The 21,465-nt window shown below is 64.4% G+C and carries 19 protein-coding genes; 11 read left to right on the forward strand and 8 right to left on the reverse strand.

The window, feature by feature from the left end:
• The 3 genes from AC5O5R_RS20785 to AC5O5R_RS20795 all read right to left on the reverse strand — a co-directional run bounded on the left by AC5O5R_RS20785 (window position 1) and on the right by AC5O5R_RS20795 (window position 3,275).
• Window positions 1-294, reverse strand: coding sequence for a YcgL domain-containing protein (locus AC5O5R_RS20785; protein ID WP_172225593.1), 294 nt, complete (start codon window positions 292-294; stop codon window positions 1-3).
• On the reverse strand, window positions 291-1,424 hold the full coding sequence (gene rnd, locus AC5O5R_RS20790; protein ID WP_172286560.1) for a ribonuclease D: 1,134 nt from the start codon (window positions 1,422-1,424) through the stop codon (window positions 291-293). The genes AC5O5R_RS20785 and rnd overlap by 4 nt, the downstream gene beginning before the upstream one ends.
• Before the next feature lie 213 nt (window positions 1,425-1,637).
• Window positions 1,638-3,275 carry a phosphoethanolamine transferase gene (locus tag AC5O5R_RS20795; protein WP_494514728.1) on the reverse strand — a complete coding sequence of 546 codons (1,638 nt, stop codon included), beginning with the start codon at window positions 3,273-3,275 and terminating at the stop codon, window positions 1,638-1,640.
• A gap of 252 nt (window positions 3,276-3,527) precedes the next feature.
• Between AC5O5R_RS20795 and AC5O5R_RS20800 the strand changes: the two genes are divergently transcribed.
• Window positions 3,528-3,764 carry an HP1242/YdcH family protein gene (locus AC5O5R_RS20800; RefSeq protein ID WP_172225584.1) on the forward strand — a complete coding sequence of 79 codons (237 nt, stop codon included), beginning with the start codon at window positions 3,528-3,530 and terminating at the stop codon, window positions 3,762-3,764.
• A gap of 116 nt (window positions 3,765-3,880) precedes the next feature.
• Here AC5O5R_RS20800 and AC5O5R_RS20805 read toward each other — a convergent pair whose 3' ends face one another.
• Window positions 3,881-5,062, reverse strand: a complete 1,182-nt coding sequence (locus tag AC5O5R_RS20805) for a trans-sulfuration enzyme family protein (protein WP_494515477.1) — start codon at window positions 5,060-5,062, stop codon at window positions 3,881-3,883.
• A gap of 92 nt (window positions 5,063-5,154) precedes the next feature.
• On the opposite strand from AC5O5R_RS20805, the gene AC5O5R_RS20810 reads away from it, so the two are divergent.
• Complete coding sequence (locus AC5O5R_RS20810) at window positions 5,155-5,616, forward strand: Lrp/AsnC family transcriptional regulator (protein WP_172225581.1); 462 nt, start codon at window positions 5,155-5,157, stop codon at window positions 5,614-5,616.
• Window positions 5,617-5,732: 116 nt separating this feature from the next.
• Here the strand turns inward: AC5O5R_RS20810 and AC5O5R_RS20815 are convergent, their stop codons facing one another.
• A complete protein-coding gene (locus tag AC5O5R_RS20815) occupies window positions 5,733-8,063 on the reverse strand; it encodes an FdhF/YdeP family oxidoreductase (RefSeq protein ID WP_494514729.1) in 2,331 nt (776 codons plus the stop codon).
• Window positions 8,064-8,296: 233 nt separating this feature from the next.
• On the opposite strand from AC5O5R_RS20815, the gene moaA reads away from it, so the two are divergent.
• Entirely contained in the window at window positions 8,297-9,301 is a 1,005-nt protein-coding gene (moaA, locus tag AC5O5R_RS20820) for a GTP 3',8-cyclase MoaA (protein ID WP_172225575.1), read from the forward strand.
• A gap of 20 nt (window positions 9,302-9,321) precedes the next feature.
• A complete protein-coding gene (locus AC5O5R_RS20825; protein ID WP_494514730.1) occupies window positions 9,322-10,221 on the forward strand; it encodes a bestrophin family protein in 900 nt (299 codons plus the stop codon).
• Between the two features lie 130 nt (window positions 10,222-10,351).
• Here AC5O5R_RS20825 and moaB read toward each other — a convergent pair whose 3' ends face one another.
• Window positions 10,352-10,891 carry a molybdenum cofactor biosynthesis protein B gene (moaB, locus tag AC5O5R_RS20830; RefSeq protein ID WP_494511531.1) on the reverse strand — a complete coding sequence of 180 codons (540 nt, stop codon included), beginning with the start codon at window positions 10,889-10,891 and terminating at the stop codon, window positions 10,352-10,354.
• A 275-nt stretch (window positions 10,892-11,166) separates the two neighbouring features.
• On the opposite strand from moaB, the gene AC5O5R_RS20835 reads away from it, so the two are divergent.
• On the forward strand, window positions 11,167-12,054 hold the full coding sequence (locus AC5O5R_RS20835) for a LysR family transcriptional regulator (RefSeq protein ID WP_172287131.1): 888 nt from the start codon (window positions 11,167-11,169) through the stop codon (window positions 12,052-12,054).
• Here the strand turns inward: AC5O5R_RS20835 and AC5O5R_RS20840 are convergent.
• Complete coding sequence (locus AC5O5R_RS20840; protein WP_172287130.1) at window positions 12,042-12,824, reverse strand: AraC family transcriptional regulator; 783 nt, start codon at window positions 12,822-12,824, stop codon at window positions 12,042-12,044. The genes AC5O5R_RS20835 and AC5O5R_RS20840 overlap by 13 nt on opposite strands.
• A 377-nt stretch (window positions 12,825-13,201) precedes the next feature.
• On the opposite strand from AC5O5R_RS20840, the gene AC5O5R_RS20845 reads away from it, so the two are divergent.
• The 5 genes from AC5O5R_RS20845 to AC5O5R_RS20865 all read left to right on the forward strand — a co-directional run bounded on the left by AC5O5R_RS20845 (window position 13,202) and on the right by AC5O5R_RS20865 (window position 19,880).
• Window positions 13,202-14,818, forward strand: a complete 1,617-nt coding sequence (locus AC5O5R_RS20845; protein WP_172287129.1) for an APC family permease — start codon at window positions 13,202-13,204, stop codon at window positions 14,816-14,818.
• 168 nt (window positions 14,819-14,986) lie between these two features.
• A complete protein-coding gene (locus AC5O5R_RS20850; protein ID WP_172232500.1) occupies window positions 14,987-15,913 on the forward strand; it encodes a 4-hydroxyproline epimerase in 927 nt (308 codons plus the stop codon).
• A gap of 42 nt (window positions 15,914-15,955) precedes the next feature.
• Window positions 15,956-16,903 (forward strand): dihydrodipicolinate synthase family protein, encoded by a 948-nt coding sequence (locus tag AC5O5R_RS20855; RefSeq protein WP_172232497.1) that lies wholly within the window; start codon window positions 15,956-15,958, stop codon window positions 16,901-16,903.
• Window positions 16,904-17,052: 149 nt separating this feature from the next.
• Complete coding sequence (locus AC5O5R_RS20860) at window positions 17,053-18,630, forward strand: aldehyde dehydrogenase (NADP(+)) (RefSeq protein ID WP_172219436.1); 1,578 nt, start codon at window positions 17,053-17,055, stop codon at window positions 18,628-18,630.
• A gap of 2 nt (window positions 18,631-18,632) precedes the next feature.
• Window positions 18,633-19,880, forward strand: coding sequence for an NAD(P)/FAD-dependent oxidoreductase (locus tag AC5O5R_RS20865; protein ID WP_494514731.1), 1,248 nt, complete (start codon window positions 18,633-18,635; stop codon window positions 19,878-19,880).
• A 33-nt stretch (window positions 19,881-19,913) separates the two neighbouring features.
• On the opposite strand, the gene xenA is transcribed toward AC5O5R_RS20865, so the two are convergent.
• Complete coding sequence (gene xenA, locus AC5O5R_RS20870; protein WP_172287125.1) at window positions 19,914-21,005, reverse strand: xenobiotic reductase XenA; 1,092 nt, start codon at window positions 21,003-21,005, stop codon at window positions 19,914-19,916.
• 51 nt (window positions 21,006-21,056) lie between these two features.
• Between xenA and AC5O5R_RS20875 the strand changes: the two genes are divergently transcribed.
• Window positions 21,057-21,392: an ArsR/SmtB family transcription factor gene (locus AC5O5R_RS20875; protein ID WP_172219430.1), complete on the forward strand. Its 336-nt coding sequence runs from the start codon at window positions 21,057-21,059 to the stop codon at window positions 21,390-21,392.
• Window positions 21,393-21,465 lie beyond the last annotated feature (73 nt).

Consider the following 21,465-nt stretch of genomic DNA (forward strand, 5'->3'; position numbering starts at 1 on the left):
TCAGACCGGGTCGTTACGGCGCAGCAGCTCTTCAGGCAGGTGCTCGATGTATTCATCTTCCAACGGCGGCATCTGCAGGTGGTAGCCCTGGTTTTCGAGGTTCTCCAGCACCTTGGTGATGTCCTCGCGCGCCAGTTTGCGCTCGGGGGTGAGCACCAGGTCGAAGGCGTGAATGGGGGTACCAAAGGCCGGCAGCAGGGCTTCGGGTACGCGGTCCAGGCCGTCGGCCTTGAGCACGTACAGGTACATTTCGTTCTTGCGGGGGCTCTTGTAGATCGAGCAAATGCGTTTCATCGGGTCTCTCCGGCGCCTGCCAGGTTGTCCAGCAGGGCCTGGCCCATGCGCTCACGGCGCCAGCCGCGCAGCGAATCGGGCAGTTGATAAGGGCCGTTCGGGTAGCCGCTTTTGAGCAGCGCTTCCAGGGCCTTCTTGCGCAGCATCAGCTCGGGGACAATGCCCAGGCGCTCACCTTCGGCCTGACCGATGGCGCGCAGCTGCTTGAGGATGCCGGCGGCCTCGATCGGCAGAGGCTCGGGCAACACCGCTGGCCACTGCTCGGCAGGCAGGCTGGCGGCGCGCTTGATCAGCTGAATAAGGAACTCACCGTCCTGGCGAATGGTGCGCGGGTGCATATCGTCGATCTTGGCCAGCGCCGACAGGTTGCTCGGCTGGCTCTTGGCAATAGGCCACAGCGAGTGCTCCTTGAGGATGCGGTTGCGCGGCACATCGCGGTTGCGCGCTTCGCGCTCGCGCCAGGCGCACAGCTCACGCAGTACCGCCAGTTGCTGAGGCGCCAGCTTCCAGGCCAGCTTGACGTCGCGGTAGAGGCTTTCGGGCTCGACTTCGCGGCGCAGCTGGGCAACCAGTTCGGCGCCGTCTTCCAGCACCCAGGCATATTTGTCGTCGGACAGGCGCGGGCGCAGGGCGGTAAACAGCTCGGCCAGGTGCACGGCATCCTCGGCGGCATAGCTGACCTGGGTCTCGGACAGCGGGCGTTGCAGCCAGTCGGAGCGGGTTTCGCCCTTGGGCAACTCGATGCCCAGCACCTCTTGCACCAGGCGCGAATAGCCCATGGAGAACCCCAGGTTCAGGTATCCGGCGGCCAGCTGGGTGTCGAACAGCGGTTGAGGCAGCTTGCCGGTCAGGCGCAGCAGCACTTCAAGGTCTTCGCTGCAGGCGTGCAGTACCTTCACCACACCGGCATCTTCGAGCAGTTCGCCCAGCGGCTGCCAGTTGCTGATCAGCAACGGGTCGATGAGGAAAGCCCGCACGCCGTCGCCGATCTGGATCAGCCCGGCTTTCGGGTAAAACGTGTCGACCCGCATGAATTCGGTGTCGACGGCGACGAAGGGCAATTTGCACCAGTCGCGGCAGTGTTCGGCCAGGCTCTGGTCGTCACGGATCCAGTGTATTTCGATGGCCACGAGGCTCTCCCACTAACATTGGCGCGCAGTATATACGGCGCGGGCACTGCTGGTGAAACCCGGGCCATCCTTGATATCGATCAATGGTGCAGTTTTGCATGTGCGGGGCCGCCCCTGTGGTGGCGGGCGCACCCGCGAAGAAGGCGACACGGTGCATGGCACGGGCTTGTCCGCAGACAGGGACAGCGCAAGCCTGCACGACCGCGACGGGCTTCAGCGCTTGGCCGTCAACCAGGGGCGGCAGCTGGCGAACATGTCCAGCGACTGTTGGTACACCTCGGTGTGCACCTGCAACAGGCCGAGCATCGAATGGAACAGGTTGTCCTGCGACAGCGGGGCATCGCTGAGCTTGGCCAGGCAGTCGGTGTCGACGCCGAAGTCCTCCTTGTAGCTGTCGGAGAACCAGGTCAGCAGCGGCACATGCTTCTGCTGCTCGGGGGCGATGGCATAAGGCGTGCCGTGCAGGAACAGGTTGTACTCGCCCAGCGATTCGCCGTGGTCAGACAGGTAGATCATGGCTGTGTCGACCTTGTCCTGCTTGCTGCGCAGGGTATCGATCAACGAAGACAGCACCTTGTCGGTATAGGTCAGGGTATTGTCATAGCCGTTGATGATTTCCTGCTCGCTGCACTGGTTCAGGGCGTTGCTCTGGCACACCGGGGCGAAGCGCTGGTCGGCGCCAGGGTAGCGCTTGAAATACTCGGGGCCGTGGCTGCCCATCTGGTGCAGTACCAGCACCGTGTCCTTGTCGAGATTGTCGATCAGCTCGCCCAGGCCCTGCAGCAGGATCTGGTCATGGCACTCGCCATTGGCGCACAACTCGGGGTCCTTGAGGTTGCTGACATCGATGAACTGCACGCGGTCGCAGGTGCCCTTGCAGCCCGACTGGTTGTCGCGCCACTGCACGGCCAGGCCGGCCCGCTGGAGGATGTCCAGCAGCCCTTCGCGGTTCTTTGCCACCCGGGCGTCGTAGTCCTTGCGCTTCATGCCCGAGAACATGCACGGCACCGAGACGGCGGTTTCCGTACCGCACGAGTGCACGTCGGAAAACGCCAGCAGGCCCTGCTGCCTGGCCAGGTTCGGCGTGGTGTCACGGTCGTAACCCAGTACACCGAAATGGTCTGCCCGCGCACTTTCACCGACCACCAGTACGGTCAGCGACTTGCGTTCATGCTTTTGCCAGGCGGCATCGCGCCTGGCATCTTCGCCGTAGTGCTGGAACGGGCGCGATGCAGTACCGACACGCTCGCTGACATAACCAATGGAGGCACCGACGATATTGCTGGGGGTGAGCATCAGGCGCAGTTCGTGGTGGTTGCGAAACAGCGACGACAAGCCCTGGTAGTTGACCAGTGCCACCGAACCCAGGGCCACTACGCAGGCGCCACTGACTACCAGCTTGCCCAGCAGCTCGCGGTGCCAGGCACGGTAGGCGATGGGCGCTTTCCACAGCAGCAGTGAAGGCAATACACCCAGCAGCAGGATATAACCGGCAAACTTCAACGACATCAAATCGAGTACTTCGGCAGTATTGGTCTCAGCCATGTTGCGGAACATGCCGGCGTCAATAAGTACACCGTATTGATTCATGAAGTAAGCGACGCCGGCGCCACTCATGAACATCAGGATCAACAGCGGTTTCAATACATAACGGAAGGCAAACAGCGTCAATATCAGGTTGAATGCAAACAGCATCAGCACGGCGAACGCCAGGCTCAGCCACAGCCCGGACAGGCCGGCGGGCACGACCTCTTGCAGGTGCCCCCAGAGAAACATGTTCATGCCAATCAGCAGGTAAAGGCTGGCCAGCAGCGTGACCCATTCAGTCCGCAGGGGTTTGAAGTTGAGCATCAGTGTTCGCATTCAAGAGTGATTATCAACCCCCGGCCAAATGACACCGTGGGAAAGTTGGGCGAACTCTAGAAAGCAGGGCATCAATTTTTTGTGAAAAAGTTGGTAATAATTTCGTGAGTCAGCGGCTTTTATCAATTACCTGGACTTGATTCAGCTGCCATTCAGCCTGGCAACCCTCAACCGCCAGCGCAAAGGCAGGCTATCCTCAGTGGTCAGGACCTAACCGACAACCCTGACAGAGGTGAAGAAATGCCAGTTCCGCATGATCTGCTCGCTGACCTGCACGTTACCGCTGACGACTTCCAGGCGCTCATCGACAAAGACCAGGCGCTGCACGCACTGCACAAGGAATACAACGCCAAGGACAAGGAGGTGGTGGCCGCCGAGGGTAACGGTACCAACGACGATGCCGTCAACCGCTTGCGCAAGGAGCGGCTGCTGATCAAGGACAAGATCGAACGGATCATCCATCCGCCCAAATCCTGACCTGACATCTTTATCGAACTCACCGGCCCAATCGCCGGCAAGCCAGCTCCCACAGGTACACCACAACATTCCGAACCCTGTGGGAGCTGGCTTGCCCGCGATTGGGCCAGCAGCCTTTAAACAGCAACCAGCGCGTTTAAAGCACCATCAAGGTCTTCGACCAGGTCACGGTAATCCTCGATCCCCACCGACAAACGCAGCAGGTTCTCGCTGATCCCCATCACGCCTTTCTGCTCCGGGCTCAGCGAGCAGTGCGACATGCTCCACGAGTGGTTGATCATGCTTTCAACCCCGCCCAGCGAGTCAGCCAGCACAAAGATCTGCAGCGCCTCCACCAGGCGGTTCAGCGCGGCGCGATCGCCTTTGACCTTCATCGCCACCACCGCCCCGCCGCTGCGCATCTGGCGTTTGCACAGTTCATGCTGCGGGTGGCTTTCCAGCCCCGGGTAATACACCTGCTCGACCTGGGCGTGGCTTTCCAGAAAGCGTGCCACCTGCAGGGCATTGGCGCACTGGCGCTCCATGCGCACATCCAGGGTTTTCAGGCCGCGCAGGGCCAGGTAGCAATCGAACGGCCCCTGCACGGCGCCAATCGCCATGCTGATACGACGCAGGCGCGCCAGCAGCGTATCGTTGGCCGCAACCACCACGCCACCGGTCAGGTCCGAATGGCCGCCGATGTACTTGCTGGCCGAGTGCATCACCAGGTCGACGCCCAAGGTGATCGGGCGCTGGTTCCACGGTGAGCAGAAGGTGTTGTCGATGCAGGTGAGGATGCCCCGCGCCTTGGCCAGGTCGCACACCGCCTTGATATCGACCAGGTGCAGCAGCGGGTTGGTCGGCGACTCGATCCAGATCAGCTGGGTCTCAGGCTTGATCGCGGCAGCCACGGCCTCGAGGTCGTTGAGGTCGACATAGGTGGTGGTCAGGCCCGAGGTGCGGCTGCGATAATCCTCCAGGATGCGGAAGGTGCCGCCGTACACGCCGTTCATCACCACCACATGGGCATCTTTGGGCAGCAGTTCGAGCACCGTCGCGGTGGCGCTCACCCCCGAGGCGCAAGCGACCGCACCGACGCCGTCTTCCAGCGCGGCGACACAGGTTTCGTAGGCATGCCGAGTGGGGTTGCCGACGCGGCTGTACGAGTATTCCGGCTTGTCGTCCAGGCTGCGCTTGGTGAATGAGCTGGCGGTGACGATGGCCGGGAAGATGGCGTTATCGGCGACGCTGAACTGTTCGCCGGCGTGGATGGTACGGGTGGCGAAATTGCGCGGCTTGTCGGACATGGTCGGGCCCATAGGCAGAGGGAGGGCCGTCACTATCGCACAACGCAAATCATCTGGCCTTGGGGTAATCTGTGAAATATTTTTCTTCACGGCCATGGCGCGATATGGACAGTTTCGACCAGCACATTCTTACCCTGCTTCAGCGCGACGCCTCGCTCTCGCTGAAGGACCTGGCCGAGGCCGTCAACCTGTCGACCACGCCGTGCTGGAAGCGGGTCAAGCGCCTGGAGGACGACGGCTACATTCTTGGCCGTGTCGCCCTGCTCGATCCCGAACGGCTGGGGCTGGGGCTGACCGTGTTCGTCCAGCTCAAGACCCAGCGCCACGACAGCGCCTGGCTGGAGCAGTTTGCCGTTACCGTGAGCGGGTTCGAGGAGGTGATGGAGTTCTATCGCATGTCCGGGGACTGGGACTACATGCTGCGGGTGGTGGTGGGGGATATTGCGGCGTATGACCGGTTCTACAAAAAACTGATCACCAGTACCGATGGGCTTTCCAACATCACCTCAAGTTTTGCCATGGAGCAGATGAAGTACACCACCGCCTATCCGGTGCATCGATCCTGATCGGTGCTGGATTCTTCGCGGGTAAACCCGCTCCCACAGGATCACCACAGATTTCAGGGCTGTGGTGATCCTGTGGGAGCGGGTTTACCCGCGAAGAGGCCAGCACAGACAACCCATCAATCCGAGGCCAACACCGCCGCAATCCGGTTCCCGACCTTGGCCTTTTCGACCTTGATCGCGACAAACTTCGACGTCGGCGTATAGGTCCCCTCGCCATAACTCTCCAGCGGCACCAGCGGGTTGGTCTCCGGGTAATACGCCGCCGCCTGCCCTTCCGGCACGTCATACGCCACCAGGCGGAACCCCGACACGCGCCGCTCCACGCCATCCTCCCACAGCGACACCAGGTCCACCTGCTCACCCGGCTCGAAGCCCAGCCGGCGAATGTCAGCCTCGTTGACGAACACCACTTCGCGCAGGCCGAACACGCCGCGGTAGCGGTCATCCAGGCCGTACAGGGTAGTGTTGTACTGGTCGTGCGAACGCAGGGTCTGCAGGATCAGGTCGGGCTTGTCGCCGCGTGCCAGCACCTTGGCGTTGATCAATTCCTCGGGCAGCGCGTGAGGCATGAACCGGGCCTTGCCGGTGGCGGTGCGGAAGTTGCGGTCGGCGGCGTTGTTGCCCAGGTGGAAACCGCCCGGGCTGTTCAGCCGCTCATTGAAGTCGGTGAAGCCAGGAATAACGTCAGCGATCATGTCGCGAATACGGTCGTAATCGGCCACCGCATACTCCCAGTCGATCGGCTGGTTGCCCAGCGTGGCCTTGGCCATGCCGGCAACGATCCAGGGCTCCGAGCGCATGTGCGGCGAGCGCGGGCGCAACTGGCCGTTGGAGATGTGCACCATGCTGAAGGTGTCCTCCACGGTCACGCCTTGTGGCCCTTCGTCCTGCAGGTCGATCTCGGTACGGCCCAGGCACGGCAGGATCAAGGCATCGCGGCCGGTGACCAGGTGCGAGCGGTTGAGCTTGGTGGAAATCTGCACGGTCAGCGCGCAGTTCTGCAGCGCCGCATGGGTGCGTGGGGTGTCCGGGGTGGCCTGGGCAAAGTTGCCGCCAAGGGCGATGAACACCTTGGCCCGCCGCTCTTCCATGGCCTTGATCGCCAGCACCGCGTTATGCCCGTGGGCACGCGGCACACGGAACTGGAAGCGTTTTTCGAGGGCGTCGAGCAGCGCCGCCTTGGGCTTCTCGTCGATACCCATGGTGCGGTCGCCCTGCACGTTGCTGTGGCCTCGCACCGGCGACAGGCCGGCGCCGGGCTTGCCGACGTTGCCGCGCAGCAGCTGCAGGTTGACGATTTCCTGCACGGTCGGCACCGAATGGCGATGCTGGGTGACGCCCATGGCCCAGCACATGATGACCCGCTCGGCCTTGCGGTACATGCGCGCGGCCAGTTCGATCTCGGCCAGGGTCAGGCCTGACTGCTTGACGATGTGTTCCCAGGAGGTGGCGTCCACCGCCGCCAGGTAGCCATCGACGCCACTGGTGTGCTCGGCGATGAAGGCATGGTCGAACACGGCCGGCTCGCCCTTGGTCTGGGCCTCACGTTCCCATTGCAGGAGAAACTTGGCGATGCCACGCATGGCCGCCATGTCGCCACCCAGGGCCGGGCGGAAGTAGGCGCTGGAGGTCGGCTCGGAGCCGTTGCTGAGCATTTCGAACGGGTGCTGCGGGTGCTGGAAACGCTCCAGGCCGCGCTCCTTGAGCGGGTTGAAGCACACCACCTGGGCACCGCGCTTCACCGCCTCGCGCAGCGGTTCGAGCATGCGCGGGTGGTTGGTGCCGGGGTTCTGGCCGATGACGAAGATCGCGTCCGCCAGCTCCAGGTCGTGGAACACCACGGTACCTTTGCCTACCCCAAGGGTTTCCGACATGCCCGCGCCGCTTGCTTCGTGGCACATGTTCGAGCAATCGGGGAAGTTGTTGGTGCCGTAGGCACGCACGAACAGCTGATAGAGAAACGCCGCCTCGTTGCTGGCCCGGCCGGAGGTGTAGAACTCGGCCTCATCCGGCGACTGCAGCGCACGCAGGTGCCTGGCGACCAGTTCGAAGGCCTCTTGCCAGGTGGTTTCCACGTAGTGGTCGGTGGCGGCGTCGTAGCGCATGGGGTGGGTAAGGCGGCCCTGGTATTCGAGCCAGTAGTCGCTCTGGTCCTTCAGTGCGCTGACGCTGTACCTGGCGAAGAATGCCGGGTCCACCGACCGCCCGGTGGCCTCCCAGTTAACCGCCTTGGCGCCGTTTTCGCAGAACTTGACCATGTCGCTTTCCGGCGACTCGCCCCAGGCGCAGCCGGGGCAGTCGAAGCCGCCGTTCTGGTTGGTCTTGAGCATGGCCCGCAGGTTCTTGAAGGCGTTCTCGCTACCCAGCCAGCTCTTGGTCACGCTCTTCAGCGCCCCCCAGCCGGCGGCGGCGCCTTTGTAGTCCCTGATGTGTTCGTCCTGGCTCATGCGATGAATCCTCACGCTTCGATGCTTTTCGCAAGCGTATGGAGCGGGGGGTGGGGCGTCCAATCGAAAGATCTTACGGTTTGATAAGCGCTTTCGATCATGGGCCTGCCGGCGCCGAAGAGGCTGTGTGCCAAGTGATAGAGGCCATTGATCACCCAGTCGGCCAAAGCAATTTGACGCCCCGCCAGCCAGGTTATAGCTTGGAGTTGAACCCATCCCATCCGAGCGCAAACGTGGAACAGAACAGCCGGGCCCTGATCGACGGCTTCAACCGGAAAATCGACTACCTGCGGATGTCGGTCACTGATCGCTGCGACTTCCGCTGCGTGTACTGCATGGCCGAAGACATGCAGTTTCTGCCGCGCCAGCAGATCCTCAGCCTCGAAGAACTGTTCCAGGTAGCCGAGCGGTTTGTCGCCCTCGGCACCCGCAAGATCCGCCTCACCGGCGGCGAGCCGCTGGTACGCCAGGGCATCGTCGACCTGTGCGGGCGCATCGCTGCCCTGCCCGGCCTGCGTGAGTTGTGCATGACCAGCAACGGCTCGCAACTCGGGCGCCTGGCCCAGCCGCTGTTCGACGCAGGCGTATCACGCCTGAACATCAGCCTCGACAGCCTGGATGCCGAACGTTTCAAGCAACTGACCCGCACCGGCGACCTGCACCAGGTCATCGCCGGCATCGACGCTGCACGCCGGGCCGGCTTCCAGCGCACCAAGCTCAACTGCGTGGTGCTGAAGGGCCGCAACGACCACGAACTGGTCGACCTGGTACGCTTTGCCATCGACCGCGAGCTGGACATCACCTTCATCGAGGAAATGCCGCTGGGGGTGATCAGCGAGCATGAGCGTGGCGAGTCGTTCTGTTCCAGCGACGAGGTACGCGCGCTGCTTGCCGAGCAGTTCACCCTGATCGAATCGACCGAGTCGTCCCAGGGCCCGGCCCGTTACTGGCGCTTGGCCGAAGCCGCCAACACCCGCGTCGGCTTCATCTCGCCGCACAGCCACAACTTCTGCGCCACCTGCAACCGCGTGCGCCTCACCGTCGAAGGCCGCCTGCTGCTGTGCCTGGGCAATGAGCACTCGGTAGACCTGAAACAGGTGCTGCGCGCCCACCCAGGCAACCCCGCCCGCCTGGAAAAGGCCATCCGCGACTCGCTGCACCTCAAGCCCTACCGCCATCACTTTGAAGTCGGTGGCGACGTGCAGATCCTGCGCTTCATGAACATGACCGGCGGCTGATCGCCCGCCTCTGGATTGACATGATCGTCCACCCCACCCCCGATGTGCTGCGCGTGCTGTTCACCCTCAAAGGTTCGATCGTCAAGCGCATCGCCCTGCGCTGCCTGATGGTCACACTGCTGGCGGCGCTGATCGTGCTGGTCGAGCGCCACTACCCGGCGTTTTTCTACCCGGTCAGCGCCACACCTTTCACCTTGCTGGGCCTGTCGCTGTCGATTTTCATGAGTTTTCGCAACAACGCCTGCTACGACCGCTGGTGGGAGGGGCGCAAGGCCTGGGGCAAGCTGATTATCGAAACCCGCTCGTTCATACGCGAAAGCGTGGTGATTGCCGACGAGAACCTGCGTACCGAGCTGCTGCGCAGCCTGTGCGGCTTTGCCCATGCGCTGAATGCCCGGCTGCGTAACGAATGCGAGATAGACGCCGCCAGGCCCTGGCTTGCGGATGAAACGAAGATCAGCCCGCACAATATCTGTAATGGCATCCTTCAGGAGATTGGCGCGCATTGCTCGCAGTTGGCGGCTCAACAGCACATCAGCGACTGGCGCTACAGCCTGCTGGAGCAGCGGCTGGTGGGCCTGACCGAAGTGCAGGCCACTTGCGAGCGGATCAAGGGCACGCCATTGCCGTTTCCCTACACCCTGCTGCTGCACCGCACCATCTACATCTTCTGCATTTTGCTGCCATTTGCCCTGGCCGAGCCGCTGGGCTGGCTGGCGCCGCTGTTCACTACCATCGTGGGTTACACGTTCTTCGGGCTGGATGCGATTGGCAACGAACTGGAAGACCCGTTCGGGCGGGATGAGAATGACCTGCCTACCGATGCCATGGTGCGCACCGTGGAGCGCGATGTGCTGGCGGGATTGGGGGCAGCCGGACTGCCACCGGCCTTGTTGCCGGCGGGGTATGTGTTGAGCTGACGGTTAGTGGGTGCCTTTTCTGGCCTCTTCGCGGGCTCGTCCGCTCCCACAGGGTCTTCACAATTCTTGAGTCATGCGCTGTTCCTGTGGGAGCGGGCAAGCCCGCGAAGAGGCCGGTACAGACTGAAGATCAGTCCCGGCTTGCACAGGCCTCAATGGGCAGCAGGTGTTTGACGAAGTTGCACGGCCGGTGGCGGGCATCCAGCTGCTCCGCCAGAATCCCCTCCCAGGCCGTGCGGCATGCCCCAGTGGAGCCGGGTAGGCAGCACACCAGCGTGCGGTTGGACAACCCGGCCAAGGCTCGGCTCTGCACGGTCGAGGTGCCGATATCCAGAATCGACAGCGCCCGGAACAGCTCGCCAAAACCGTCGATGCGCTTGTCCAGCAGGCACTCGACCGCCTCCGGCGTGCTGTCGCGGCCGGTAAAGCCGGTACCGCCGGTAATCAGCACCACCTGCACCTGTTCATCGGCAATCCAGGTGGCCACCTGAGCGCGGATCTTGTACAGGTCGTCCTTGAGCAGCGCCCGCGCCACCAGGCGATGGCCGATCTCCACCGAACGGCTGGCCAGCAGCTGGCCAGAGGTGTCGTTGTCATAGGAACGGGTGTCGCTGACGGTCAGTACGGCGATGTTCAGCGGGACGAAGACCGCATCGGGTTGGACGCGCACGGTGTAGCTCCTTGAATGGCATTTGCGCCACGCTAGAGACATGGGCTGAAAGCGTCCAATCGATATGGCGAACTGCTTCATCGACAAGGTCTATCGCTGCCTGTACCGGCCCTATCGCCGGCAAGCCAGCTCCCACAGGTACGGCGCAGGCCTTGAGGGCAATGTCCTGAGTGAGCTGGCTTGCCAGCGACAGGGCCCGCACAGGCACCATCAAACAATGGCCAGCCACCGCAGAGTTGGTTAAGGTCAACACACCCCGCATGCCAGGCACTTCCATGGACATCAAGCAGCTCAAGTTCCTCATCGCCCTCGACCAGACCCGCCACTTCGGCCAGGCGGCGGCGCTGTGCCACATCACCCAGCCGACGCTGTCCATGCGCCTGCGCAACCTGGAAGACGAACTGGACCTGGTACTGGTCAAGCGTGGCCAGCGCTTCGAGGGCTTCACCGAGGCCGGCGAGCGCATTCTGGCCTGGGCCCGCACCCTGCTGGCCGCCCACGACGGCCTGCAGGCCGAAGCCGCCAGTTGCCGTGGCCAGGTGGTCGGCAGCCTGCGCCTGGGCACGGTGCCGCTGGCCAGTTTCAACCCCATGCACCTGCTGCTGCCGCTGCGGGAAAAATACCCGGAGCTGCACTTCCAGCTCAGTTCGCTGAGCTCGGAACAGGTCATCGACGGCCTTAGCCGCAACCAGCTCGATCTGGGCATCTGCTACCTGGACCAGGTCAACACCAGCTTCTTCGAAGTGATCGAATTGGGCATCACCACCATGGGCCTGCTGCATGACACCCGGCACTTCCGGTTTGCCAGCGACAGCTTGCGCTGGGACGAACTCGGCGACATTCCGCTGGGGTTGCTGAGCAAAGGCATGCACTACCGCCAGTCGCTGGACCTGAGCTTCCGCAGCCGTGGCCTGGAGCCCAATGCAGTGCTGGAAAGCGACTCGAGCTTCCAGCTGATCCAGGCCATCAACACCGGCATGTGCTGCGCGATCATGCCGCTGGACTGCGGCCTGGAAGACCTCAGCGAGCACTTGCGCATCCTGCCGGTGGCCGACGCCGCCATTCATAGCCAAGTGGGCCTGCTGCTGCGCCGCAGCGAGCCGCGTTCGGCGATTGCCGAGCAGTGCTTTGACCAAGCGCGGGCGCTGTTTCAGGCCAGCTGATCGCCGGTCGCCTGGCGGTACTGGCGCGGGGTAAAGCCGGTCAGTTGCTTGAACTGGCGGCTGAACGCGCTGTGGTCGGTGTAGCCGCAGCGCATTGCCACCTCGGTAATAGGCAGCTCTGAATGCAGCAGGCGATGGGCATGTTCCAGACGCGCCTTGTGAATCATCTGGCGGGGTGTGAGGTGGAACACCCGCTTGCAATAGCGCTCCAGCTGAGCCACGGAAATGCCGGCGATGCGGGTCAGCTCGCGCATGCTGATCGGCTGGTGGAAGTGTTGGCGGATGTGTTCGTCGACGGCGGCAAGGCGCTGGTAGGCGGGGTGGCTGTCGGCGGCTGACTGCAGGTCGACCGATATGCCGACCAGGCCGATGATCTCCCCGGCCTGGTTGTGCAGCGGGCGCTTGTGGGTCAGGCACCAGCCGGGTTCGCGGCTGCCATAAAGATGCAGCTCCAGTTGGTCTTCCAGCACCAGCCCTTCCTTGAGTACGCGGCGGTCCTGCTCGGTGTAGCCGGGGCCCAGCTGTGCCGGGAACACTTCGGCGCTGGTCTTGCCCAGCAACGGCTGCAGGCGCTTGAGGCCGCAGCGCTGGACCAGGGTGTTGTTGGCCAGCACGTAGCGGGCGGCCGGGTCCTTGATGAAGATTGCGGCGTTGGGGATGGCGTCGAGGATCGGCAGCAGCAGCGAGACACCGGCCAGCAGGGCCTCGAGGGTGGCGGGGCGGTGCTGATCGAGGGACTGGTACAGGGTTGCCAGGGGGGTGACGGTCATCTGCTTTATCTCGGTTTGCTGTGTCGGCCTCTTCGCGGGTGAACCCGCTCCCACACTGACCTCGCAGCTTTCGAAGGCCACGCAGGACCTGTGGGAGCAGGTTTACCCGCGAAGAGGCCGGTGCACCGATTGAATCTCTACAGCCCTTGCGCGGTATGGCTTTCAGCCTATCCACCGGCCTTCAACCCCGCCACAAATTTTTTGCAACTGTGCCGATTTCGTCATGCCCCTTGCAGAAAACCATCAAGAACCCTCGCCCCGATCGGCCCATTCTATGCCCCACGCAAGCCGCCCACATGCAATAAGAGCGCGGCCCAGAAAGCCGCACCTCGTGACATCAGACCTGCCTATCCAATAACCAACAAAAAGGCGAACCCATGTCAGGCAAATTCAAGAAACAGCTGTCGTTGCTCGACCTCACTTTCATCGGCCTGGGAGCCATCTTCGGCTCCGGCTGGCTGTTCGCCGCCAGCCACGTCTCGGCCATCGCCGGCCCGGCCGGCATCCTCTCCTGGTTCCTCGGCGGCTTCGCCGTCCTGTTGCTGGGCATCGTTTACTGCGAACTGGGCGCCGCCCTGCCCCGCGCTGGCGGCGTGGTGCGCTACCCGGTGTACTCGCACGGCCCGCTGCTGGGTTACCTGATGGGCTTCATCACCCTGATCGCCTTTTCCAGCCTGATCGCCATCGAAGTGGTCGCCTCGCGCCAATACGCCGCCGCCTGGTTCCCCGAACTGACCAAGGCCGGCTCCAGCGACCCGACCGTGCTCGGCTGGCTGGTGCAGTTCGCCTTGCTGGGGTTGTTCTTCTTCCTCAACTACCGCAGCGTGAAAACCTTCGCCAAGGCCAACAACCTGGTCAGCGTGTTCAAGTTCATCGTGCCGCTGCTGGTGATCGGCGTGCTGTTCACCTTCTTCAAGCCGGAAAACTTCGAGGTCCAGGGCTTTGCTCCGTTCGGCCTGTCGGGCGTGGAAATGGCCGTGTCGGCTGGCGGCATCATCTTCGCCTACCTGGGCCTGACGCCGATCATTTCGGTAGCCAGCGAAGTGAAAAACCCGCAGCGCACCATCCCGATTGCGCTGATCCTCTCGGTGCTGCTGTCCACCGCGATCTACGCCCTGCTGCAACTGGCCTTCCTCGGCAGCGTGCCGACCGAAATGCTGGCCGACGGCTGGGCCAGCGTGACCAAGCAACTGGCCCTGCCCTACCGTGACATCGCCCTGGCCCTGGGCGTGGGCTGGCTGGCCTACCTGGTGGTGGCCGACGCAGTAATCTCGCCCAGCGGCTGCGGCAACATCTACATGAATGCCACCCCGCGCGTGATCTATGGCTGGGCGCAGACCGGCACCTTCTTCAAGTACTTCACCCGCATCGACGCCGAATCCGGCATCCCGCGCCCGGCGCTGTGGCTGACCTTTGCCCTGTCGGTGTTCTGGACCCTGCCGTTCCCGTCGTGGGAGGCGCTGATCAACGTGGTCTCCGCCGCCCTGGTACTGAGCTACGCCGTAGCCCCGGTCACCGTCGCCGCGCTGCGCCGCAACGCCCCCGACATGCCGCGCCCGTTCCGGGTCAAGGGCATGGCCGTGCTCGGCCCGCTGTCGTTCATCATCGCCGCGCTGATCGTGTACTGGTCCGGCTGGAACACCGTGTCGTGGCTGCTGGCGCTGCAAATCGTGATGTTCGTGCTGTACCTGCTGTGCGCTCGGTTCGTGCCCACCCAGCACCTGTCACTGGCCCAGCAAGTGCGCTCGTCGGCGTGGCTGATCGGCTTCTACGCGGTGACCATCCTGCTGTCGTGGCTGGGCAGCTTCGGCGGCCTGGGGGTGATCGGCCACCCGCTCGACACCGTGGCCGTGGCCGCCTGTGCGCTGGGCATCTACTACTGGGGCGCGGCCACTGGCGTGCCGGCCCATTTGGTGCGCCTGGAAGGCGAGGACGAAAGCGAAGCCATCCAAGAGCCGCTGGCAGGCCAACGCCCGGCCGCGCTGGCTCGGTGAAGGCTACTGGCCCTATCGCCGGCAAGCCAGCTCCCACAGGGGCTGCGCTGCCCCTGAGGCGGATGCAATACCCCAGAGGCCGATGCAATACCTGTGGGAGCTGGCTTGCCGGCGATGAGGCCAACATAAACAGCACAAGACCCTGCAGATCAAACAATGGACGAGCCCATGAAACAGATTCACGTCATCGACTCCCACACCGGCGGCGAACCCACCCGCCTGGTGATGAAAGGTTTCCCGCAATTGCACGGCCGCAGCATGGCCGAGCAGCGCGACGAACTGCGCGAGCTGCACGATCCATGGCGCCGCGCCTGCCTGCTGGAACCACGCGGCAACGATGTACTGGTCGGCGCACTGTACTGCCCACCGGTATCACCCGACGCCACCTGCGGGGTGATCTTCTTCAACAACGCCGGCTACCTGAACATGTGCGGCCACGGCACCATCGGCCTGGTCGCCTCGCTGCAGCACCTGGGCCTGATCGAACCTGGCGTGCACAAGATCGACACGCCGGTCGGCCAGGTCAGTGCCACCCTGCATGAAGACGGCGCCATCACCGTCGGCAACGTGCCCTCCTACCGCTACCGCCAACAAGTGGCGGTGGAGGTGCCCGGCCATGGCGTGGTGCGCGGCGACATCGCCTGGGGCGGCAACTGGTTCTTCCTGGTATCCGACCACGGCCAGCGCATCGAACTGGGCAACCGCGAGGCGCTGACCGAATACACCTGGGCAATGCTCAAGGCCCTCGAAGCCCAGGGCATCACCGGTGAAAACGGTGGCCCCATCGACCATGTCGAGCTGTTCGCCGACGACGCCAACGCCGACAGCCGCAATTTCGTGATGTGCCCCGGCAAGGCCTACGACCGCTCGCCCTGTGGCACTGGCACCAGCGCCAAGCTGGCCTGCCTGGCTGCCGACGGCAAGCTGGACGAAGGCCAGACCTGGGTGCAGGCCAGCATCACCGGCAGCCAGTTCCATGGCCGCTACGAGCGCGACGGCGAACGCATTCGCCCGTTCATCACAGGCCGCGCCTACATGACCGCCGACAGCACCTTGCTGATCGACGAACAGGACCCGTTCGCCTGGGGCATCTGACCCCGCTTTTATCCCGACTGAATACCGCCAGGAGCTACATCAATGACTAACAACATCTTCACCGGCACCATGCCCGCCCTGATGACCCCTTGCACCGCCGAGCGCAAGCCGGACTTCGACGCCCTGGTGCGCAAAGGCCGCGAATTGATCGAAGCCGGCATGAGCGCCGTGGTCTACTGCGGCTCGATGGGCGACTGGCCGCTACTGACCGAAGCCGAGCGCCAGGAAGGCGTGGCGCGCCTGGTGGCCGCCGGCATCCCGACCATCGTCGGCACCGGCGCGGTGAACACCCGCGAGGCCGTGGCCCATGCTGCCCACGCCGCCAAGGTAGGCGCCGCCGGCCTGATGGTCATCCCCCGCGTGCTCAGCCGCGGTGCCTCGCTGATCGCCCAGAAACACCACTTCTCGGCCATTCTCGCTGCCGCGCCGAAGCTGCCGGCGGTGATCTACAACAGCCCTTACTACGGCTTTGCCACCCGCGCCGACCTGTTCTTCGAGTTGCGCAGCGCGTTCCCCAACCTGATCGGCTTCAAGGAATTTGGCGGTGGCGCCGACCTGCGTTATGCCGCCGAGCACATTACCTCCAAGGATGACGACGTGACCCTGATGGTCGGCGTCGACACGCAGGTGGTGCATGGCTTCGTCAACTGCAACGCCACCGGCGCCATCACCGGCATCGGCAACGCCCTGCCGCGCGAAGTGCTGCAGCTGGTGAGCCTGAGCAAGCAGGCGGCCAAGGGCGATGCCAAGGCCCGCCGCCTGGCACGCGAGCTGGAAGCGGCGCTGGCGGTGCTGTCGTCGTTCGATGAAGGCTGCGACCTGGTGCTGTACTACAAGCACCTGATGGTGCTGAACGGCGACCGCGAGTACGGCCTGCACTTCAACGAAACCGACGCACTGACCGACGCCCAGCGCAACTATGCCGAGCAGCAGTACGCGCTGTTCCGCAGCTGGTATGCCAGCTGGTCGGCCGAGCAGAACATCGCCTGATAACCCGGGGCCGCTGCGCAGCCCATCGCCGGCAAGCCAGCTCCCACAGAGACTGCACAGGCCTGAGGCCGGTGATGATCCTGTGGGAGCTGGCTTGCCGGCGATGGGCCGCGCTGCGGCCCCTCATACCTGAAGCCCAAGGAGGCTCCATGACCCTGACAGGCAACCTGCTCATCGGCCAGACGCCGGTAACCGGCAGCCGCGAAGCCATCCACGCGGTCAACCCGGCCACAGGCCAGGCACTGCAACCCGCCTACCTCGGCGGCACCGGCGAACACGTGGCCCAGGCCTGTGCCCTGGCTTGGGAGGCGTTCGATGCCTACCGCGAAACTTCGCTGGAACAACGGGCCCGGTTCCTCGAAACCATCGCCGCGCAGGTCGAAGCGCTGGGCGATGTACTGATCGACCGCGCTGTAGCCGAAACCGGCCTGCCCAAGGCGCGTATCCAGGGCGAGCGTGGGCGTACCTGCACCCAGTTGCGCACCTTCGCCCGCGTGGTCCGGGCCGGCGAATGGCTGGACGTGCGGGTCGACAACGCCCTGCCCGAACGCCAGCCGGTGCCACGCGCCGACCTGCGCCAGCGCCAGGTGGCCCTGGGGCCGGTGGCTGTGTTCGGCGCCAGCAATTTCCCGCTGGCGTTCTCGGTGGCCGGTGGCGATACCGCCTCGGCCCTGGCCGCTGGCTGCCCGGTGGTGGTCAAGGCCCACGGCGCTCACCCCGGCACCAGCGAGCTGGTCGGCCAGGCGGTGGCACAAGCGGTCAAGTTGTGTGGCCTGCCGGCCGGGGTGTTCTCGTTGCTGTACGGTGCTGGCCGCGAAGTCGGCATCGCACTGGTCAGCGACCCGCGCATCAAGGCGGTTGGCTTCACCGGCTCGCGCAGCGGTGGGGTGGCCTTGTGCCAGGCGGCACAGGCGCGCCCGGAACCCATCCCGGTGTACGCCGAGATGAGTTCGATCAACCCGGTATTCCTGTTCGATGCCGCGCTGCAGGCGCGCGCCGAGGCACTGGCGCAAGGTTTCGTCGCCTCGCTGACCCAGGGCGCAGGCCAGTTCTGCACCAACCCCGGCCTGGTGATCGCCCGCCAGGGGCCGGCACTGCAGCGTTTCATCAGCGCCGCCAGCGAGCACGTGCACCAAGCCGCAGCGCAGACCATGCTCACAGCAGGCATCTTCAGCGCCTACCAGAACGGCGTCGACGCCCTGGCGCACAACCCCAACGCGCAGGCGGCCGCCAGCGGCCAGGTTGGCCAGGGCCCCAACCAGTGCCAGGCGCAGCTGTTCGTCACCCAGGCCGAAGCGTTCCTGGCGGACCCTGCGTTGCAAGCCGAAGTGTTCGGTGCGGCATCGTTGGTCGTGGCCTGCGCCAGCGATGAGCAGGTACGCCAGGTGGCCGAACACCTGGAAGGCCAGCTGACTGCCACCCTGCAACTGGATGAGGCCGACATCGCCAGCGCCCGCGCGCTGCTGCCAACCCTTGAGCGCAAGGCCGGGCGCATCCTGGTCAATGGCTGGCCTACCGGCGTCGAAGTGTGTGACGCCATGGTGCATGGCGGGCCGTTCCCGGCCACCTCCGATGCCCGTACCACCTCGGTGGGCACGGCGGCGATCCTGCGTTTCCTGCGCCCGGTGTGCTACCAGGACTTCCCTGATGCCCTGCTGCCGCAAGCGCTCAAGCACGGCAACCCGCTGCAGCTACGGCGTCTGCTTGACGGCAAACGGGAAGCCTGAGCATGGTCGAAACGGCTGAAACCGATATCGCCGTGGTCGGCGCCGGTATTGTCGGCGTTGCCTGCGCCCTGCAACTGGCCCGCCAGGGCCGCCGGGTGCTGCTGATAGACCGCCAGGCGCCGGGCCAGGGCGCGTCCTACGGCAATGCCGGGCACCTGGCCACTGAACAAGTATTCCCGATTGCCGACCTGTCGATCCTCAAGCGCCTGCCGCGCATGCTGCTGGACCCGATGGGCCCGCTGCGCCTGGACTGGAAATACCTGCCCAAAGCCATGCCCTGGTTCACCCGCCTGCTGCTCAACCTGCGCCCGGCGCCGTTCCAGCGCAGCGTGGCCGGCATCCGGGCGCTGAACGAGGGCAGTCTGGGCGCCTGGCAGCGACTGCTGGGGTCGATCGGGCGCAGCGAGCTGTTTCACGAGGACGGTTCGCTGCTGGTGTTCGAGCGGCCTGAATCGCGCCGGGCACTGGAGGCCTTGCGCGCACGCCTGCAGCAGCAGGCGGTGCCGGTGGACCTCTGGTCGGCGCAAAGCGTGCGCGAAGCGGCGCCGCAGTTGAGCACGTCGTTGCTGGGCGGGCTGTTCTTCCCGCGTACCGGGCACTTCATCGACCCTTACCGGGTGGTGTGCGAGTTGTTCGAAGCGGCCAAGGCCAGTGGTGTGCGCTTTGTCCAGGCACAGGTCGATAGCGGACAGCTGCACAGCGCCGGCGTCAGCCTGAACAGTGACTGCGGCACGTTCGATGCTCGCCAGGTGTTGGTCAGCTGTGGTGCGCATTCGGCACGGCTGACCCATGCGCTGACGGGCAAGCGGGTACCGCTGGACACTGAGCGCGGCTACCACCTGATGTTGCCAGGCGAGCATCAGCGTCTGCCGTTTGCGGTCACTTCGCTGGAGCGCAAGTTCATCATGACGCCCATGGCTGACGGGCTGCGACTAGCCGGTACGGTGGAATTCGCCGGGCTGGAAGCGCCGCCGAGCATGCAGCGGGCGTGGCAGTTGCACCGATTAAGCAAGGGTTTGTTCCGGCAGGACTTGAGTGTCGAAGGGGCGACGCCGTGGATGGGTTTCCGGCCTTCGTTGCCGGATTCATTACCCGTGATCGACCGGGTGTGTGAAGGGCGGGTGCTGTTGGCATTCGGGCATCAGCACCTGGGGTTGACGCAAGCGGCGGTGACGGCGGAATGGGTCGGGCGGTTGGCTGAGCGGGCCAGCGGAACAGAGATGGCAGCCTACCGTCTGGATCGGTTCTAGATCCGGGGGCCGCTGTGCGGCCCCCGGCATCACTCAGCGGTAACGCTCAAGCCAGTGCGCATACGGCGCCGGCAAGGTCCAGGAGGCTTTCTCCACCCCCAGCTCCTTGGCCGCAAAGTAGGCCCAGTGCGGGTCAGCAAGGTGTGCACGCCCTACCGAAACCAGGTCCAGCTGGTTGGCCTGCAACGCGGCCTCCGCCAGCTGCGGCGTACCAAAGCCCCACGCCGAAGTCACCGGCAGCTTCGCCTCGCGGCGCACGCGCTCGGCAATCGGCCCCATGAACGCCGGGCCCCACGGGATATTGGTGTCAGGAATGGTGAAGCCGACACTCACGCTCAGCAGGTCGAGGCCGCCGGCTTTGAAACGGCGCGCCAGCTCGATCGATTCTTCCAGGGTCTGCTCGTCGCGGCCGTCGTATTCCAGCACACCGAAACGCGCGGTCAATGGCAGGTTCTCCGGCCACACTTCACGCACCGCCGCCAGGGTTTCCAGCAGGAAGCGGCTGCGGTTGTCGAAGCTGCCGCCATAAGCGTCGGTACGTTTGTTGGAGTGTTCGGAGAAGAAGCTCTGGCCCAGGTAGCCGTGGGCAAAGTGCAGCTCGATCCACTCGAAGCCGGCATCGCGCGCACGGCGTGCGGCATCGACGAAGTCCTGCTTGACCCGGGCGATGTCGTCCAGGGTCATTGCACGCGGCACTTTCGGCAGGTGCGCGCCAAAGGCGATGGCGGACGGGGCGATGGTGTCCCAGCCGCGGGCATCATCGGCAGCAATGTGGTCGTCACCTTCCCACGGCCGGTTGGCGCTGGCCTTGCGCCCGGCGTGGGCGATCTGGATGCCCGGCACGGAACCGGCGGCCTTGATCGCCTGCACCACCGGCACGAACGCCTGGGCATGGGCATCGCTCCAGATACCCGCGCAGCCGGGGGTAATACGGCCTTCCGGCGCCACGGCGGTAGCTTCGACCACCAGCAGGCCGGCGCCGCCACGGGCCAGGCCAGCCAGGTGCACGTGGTGCCAGTCATTGATCATGCCGTCCTCGGCCATGTACTGGCACATGGGCGGAATGGCGATGCGGTTGCGCAGGGTGACGTCCTTGAGGGTGTAGGGTTCGAACAAAGCGGACATGGGCAGAACTCCCGGGCTATTTGATTACGATAGTTCGATCATAATCGAACTATGGCAATTAATGATAGCCCCGTTATGATGACGACCATGCGAGCCTACCCACACCCCAATTCTGAAGACCTGACCCTGGAACGCCTGCTCTATGCCCTGAGCGACCCGGTGCGCCTGGGTATCGTGCGCCACCTGGCGGGCGTTGCCGAAGCCAGCTGCGGCGAGCTGGACGGCGGGCGGCCGAAATCGAGCATGTCCCACCACTTCCGCGTATTGCGCGATGCGGGGCTGGTGCATACCCGCAATGTGGGGACTACGCACATGAATTCGCTGCGTAGCGAGATGCTGGGTGAGCGGTTTCCCGGGTTGCTGGAGTGCATCCTGCGCCAACAGTAACTTGGCAGCCTAACTCGGCCCATGTAGGAGCGGCCTTGTGTCGCGAAAGGGCCGCAAGGCGGCCCCGGCCATA

The sequence above is a fragment of the Pseudomonas sp. 8_5_2 genome (genome assembly GCF_059295255.1).

Coding starts and splice junctions, on each gene's coding strand:
- AC5O5R_RS20845 (WP_172287129.1), top strand. CDS start 13,202: ATGTCAGGCAAATTCAAGAAACAGCTGTCGTTGCTCGACCTCACTTTC.
- AC5O5R_RS20815 (WP_494514729.1), bottom strand. CDS start 8,063: ATGAGCCAGGACGAACACATCAGGGACTACAAAGGCGCCGCCGCCGGC.
- AC5O5R_RS20875 (WP_172219430.1), top strand. CDS start 21,057: ATGGCAATTAATGATAGCCCCGTTATGATGACGACCATGCGAGCCTAC.
- AC5O5R_RS20825 (WP_494514730.1), top strand. CDS start 9,322: ATGATCGTCCACCCCACCCCCGATGTGCTGCGCGTGCTGTTCACCCTC.
- AC5O5R_RS20785 (WP_172225593.1), bottom strand. CDS start 294: ATGAAACGCATTTGCTCGATCTACAAGAGCCCCCGCAAGAACGAAATG.
- AC5O5R_RS20835 (WP_172287131.1), top strand. CDS start 11,167: ATGGACATCAAGCAGCTCAAGTTCCTCATCGCCCTCGACCAGACCCGC.
- AC5O5R_RS20850 (WP_172232500.1), top strand. CDS start 14,987: ATGAAACAGATTCACGTCATCGACTCCCACACCGGCGGCGAACCCACC.
- AC5O5R_RS20865 (WP_494514731.1), top strand. CDS start 18,633: ATGGTCGAAACGGCTGAAACCGATATCGCCGTGGTCGGCGCCGGTATT.
- AC5O5R_RS20860 (WP_172219436.1), top strand. CDS start 17,053: ATGACCCTGACAGGCAACCTGCTCATCGGCCAGACGCCGGTAACCGGC.
- AC5O5R_RS20810 (WP_172225581.1), top strand. CDS start 5,155: ATGGACAGTTTCGACCAGCACATTCTTACCCTGCTTCAGCGCGACGCC.
- AC5O5R_RS20805 (WP_494515477.1), bottom strand. CDS start 5,062: ATGGGCCCGACCATGTCCGACAAGCCGCGCAATTTCGCCACCCGTACC.
- AC5O5R_RS20840 (WP_172287130.1), bottom strand. CDS start 12,824: ATGACCGTCACCCCCCTGGCAACCCTGTACCAGTCCCTCGATCAGCAC.
- AC5O5R_RS20855 (WP_172232497.1), top strand. CDS start 15,956: ATGACTAACAACATCTTCACCGGCACCATGCCCGCCCTGATGACCCCT.
- xenA (WP_172287125.1), bottom strand. CDS start 21,005: ATGTCCGCTTTGTTCGAACCCTACACCCTCAAGGACGTCACCCTGCGC.
- AC5O5R_RS20800 (WP_172225584.1), top strand. CDS start 3,528: ATGCCAGTTCCGCATGATCTGCTCGCTGACCTGCACGTTACCGCTGAC.
- AC5O5R_RS20795 (WP_494514728.1), bottom strand. CDS start 3,275: ATGCTCAACTTCAAACCCCTGCGGACTGAATGGGTCACGCTGCTGGCC.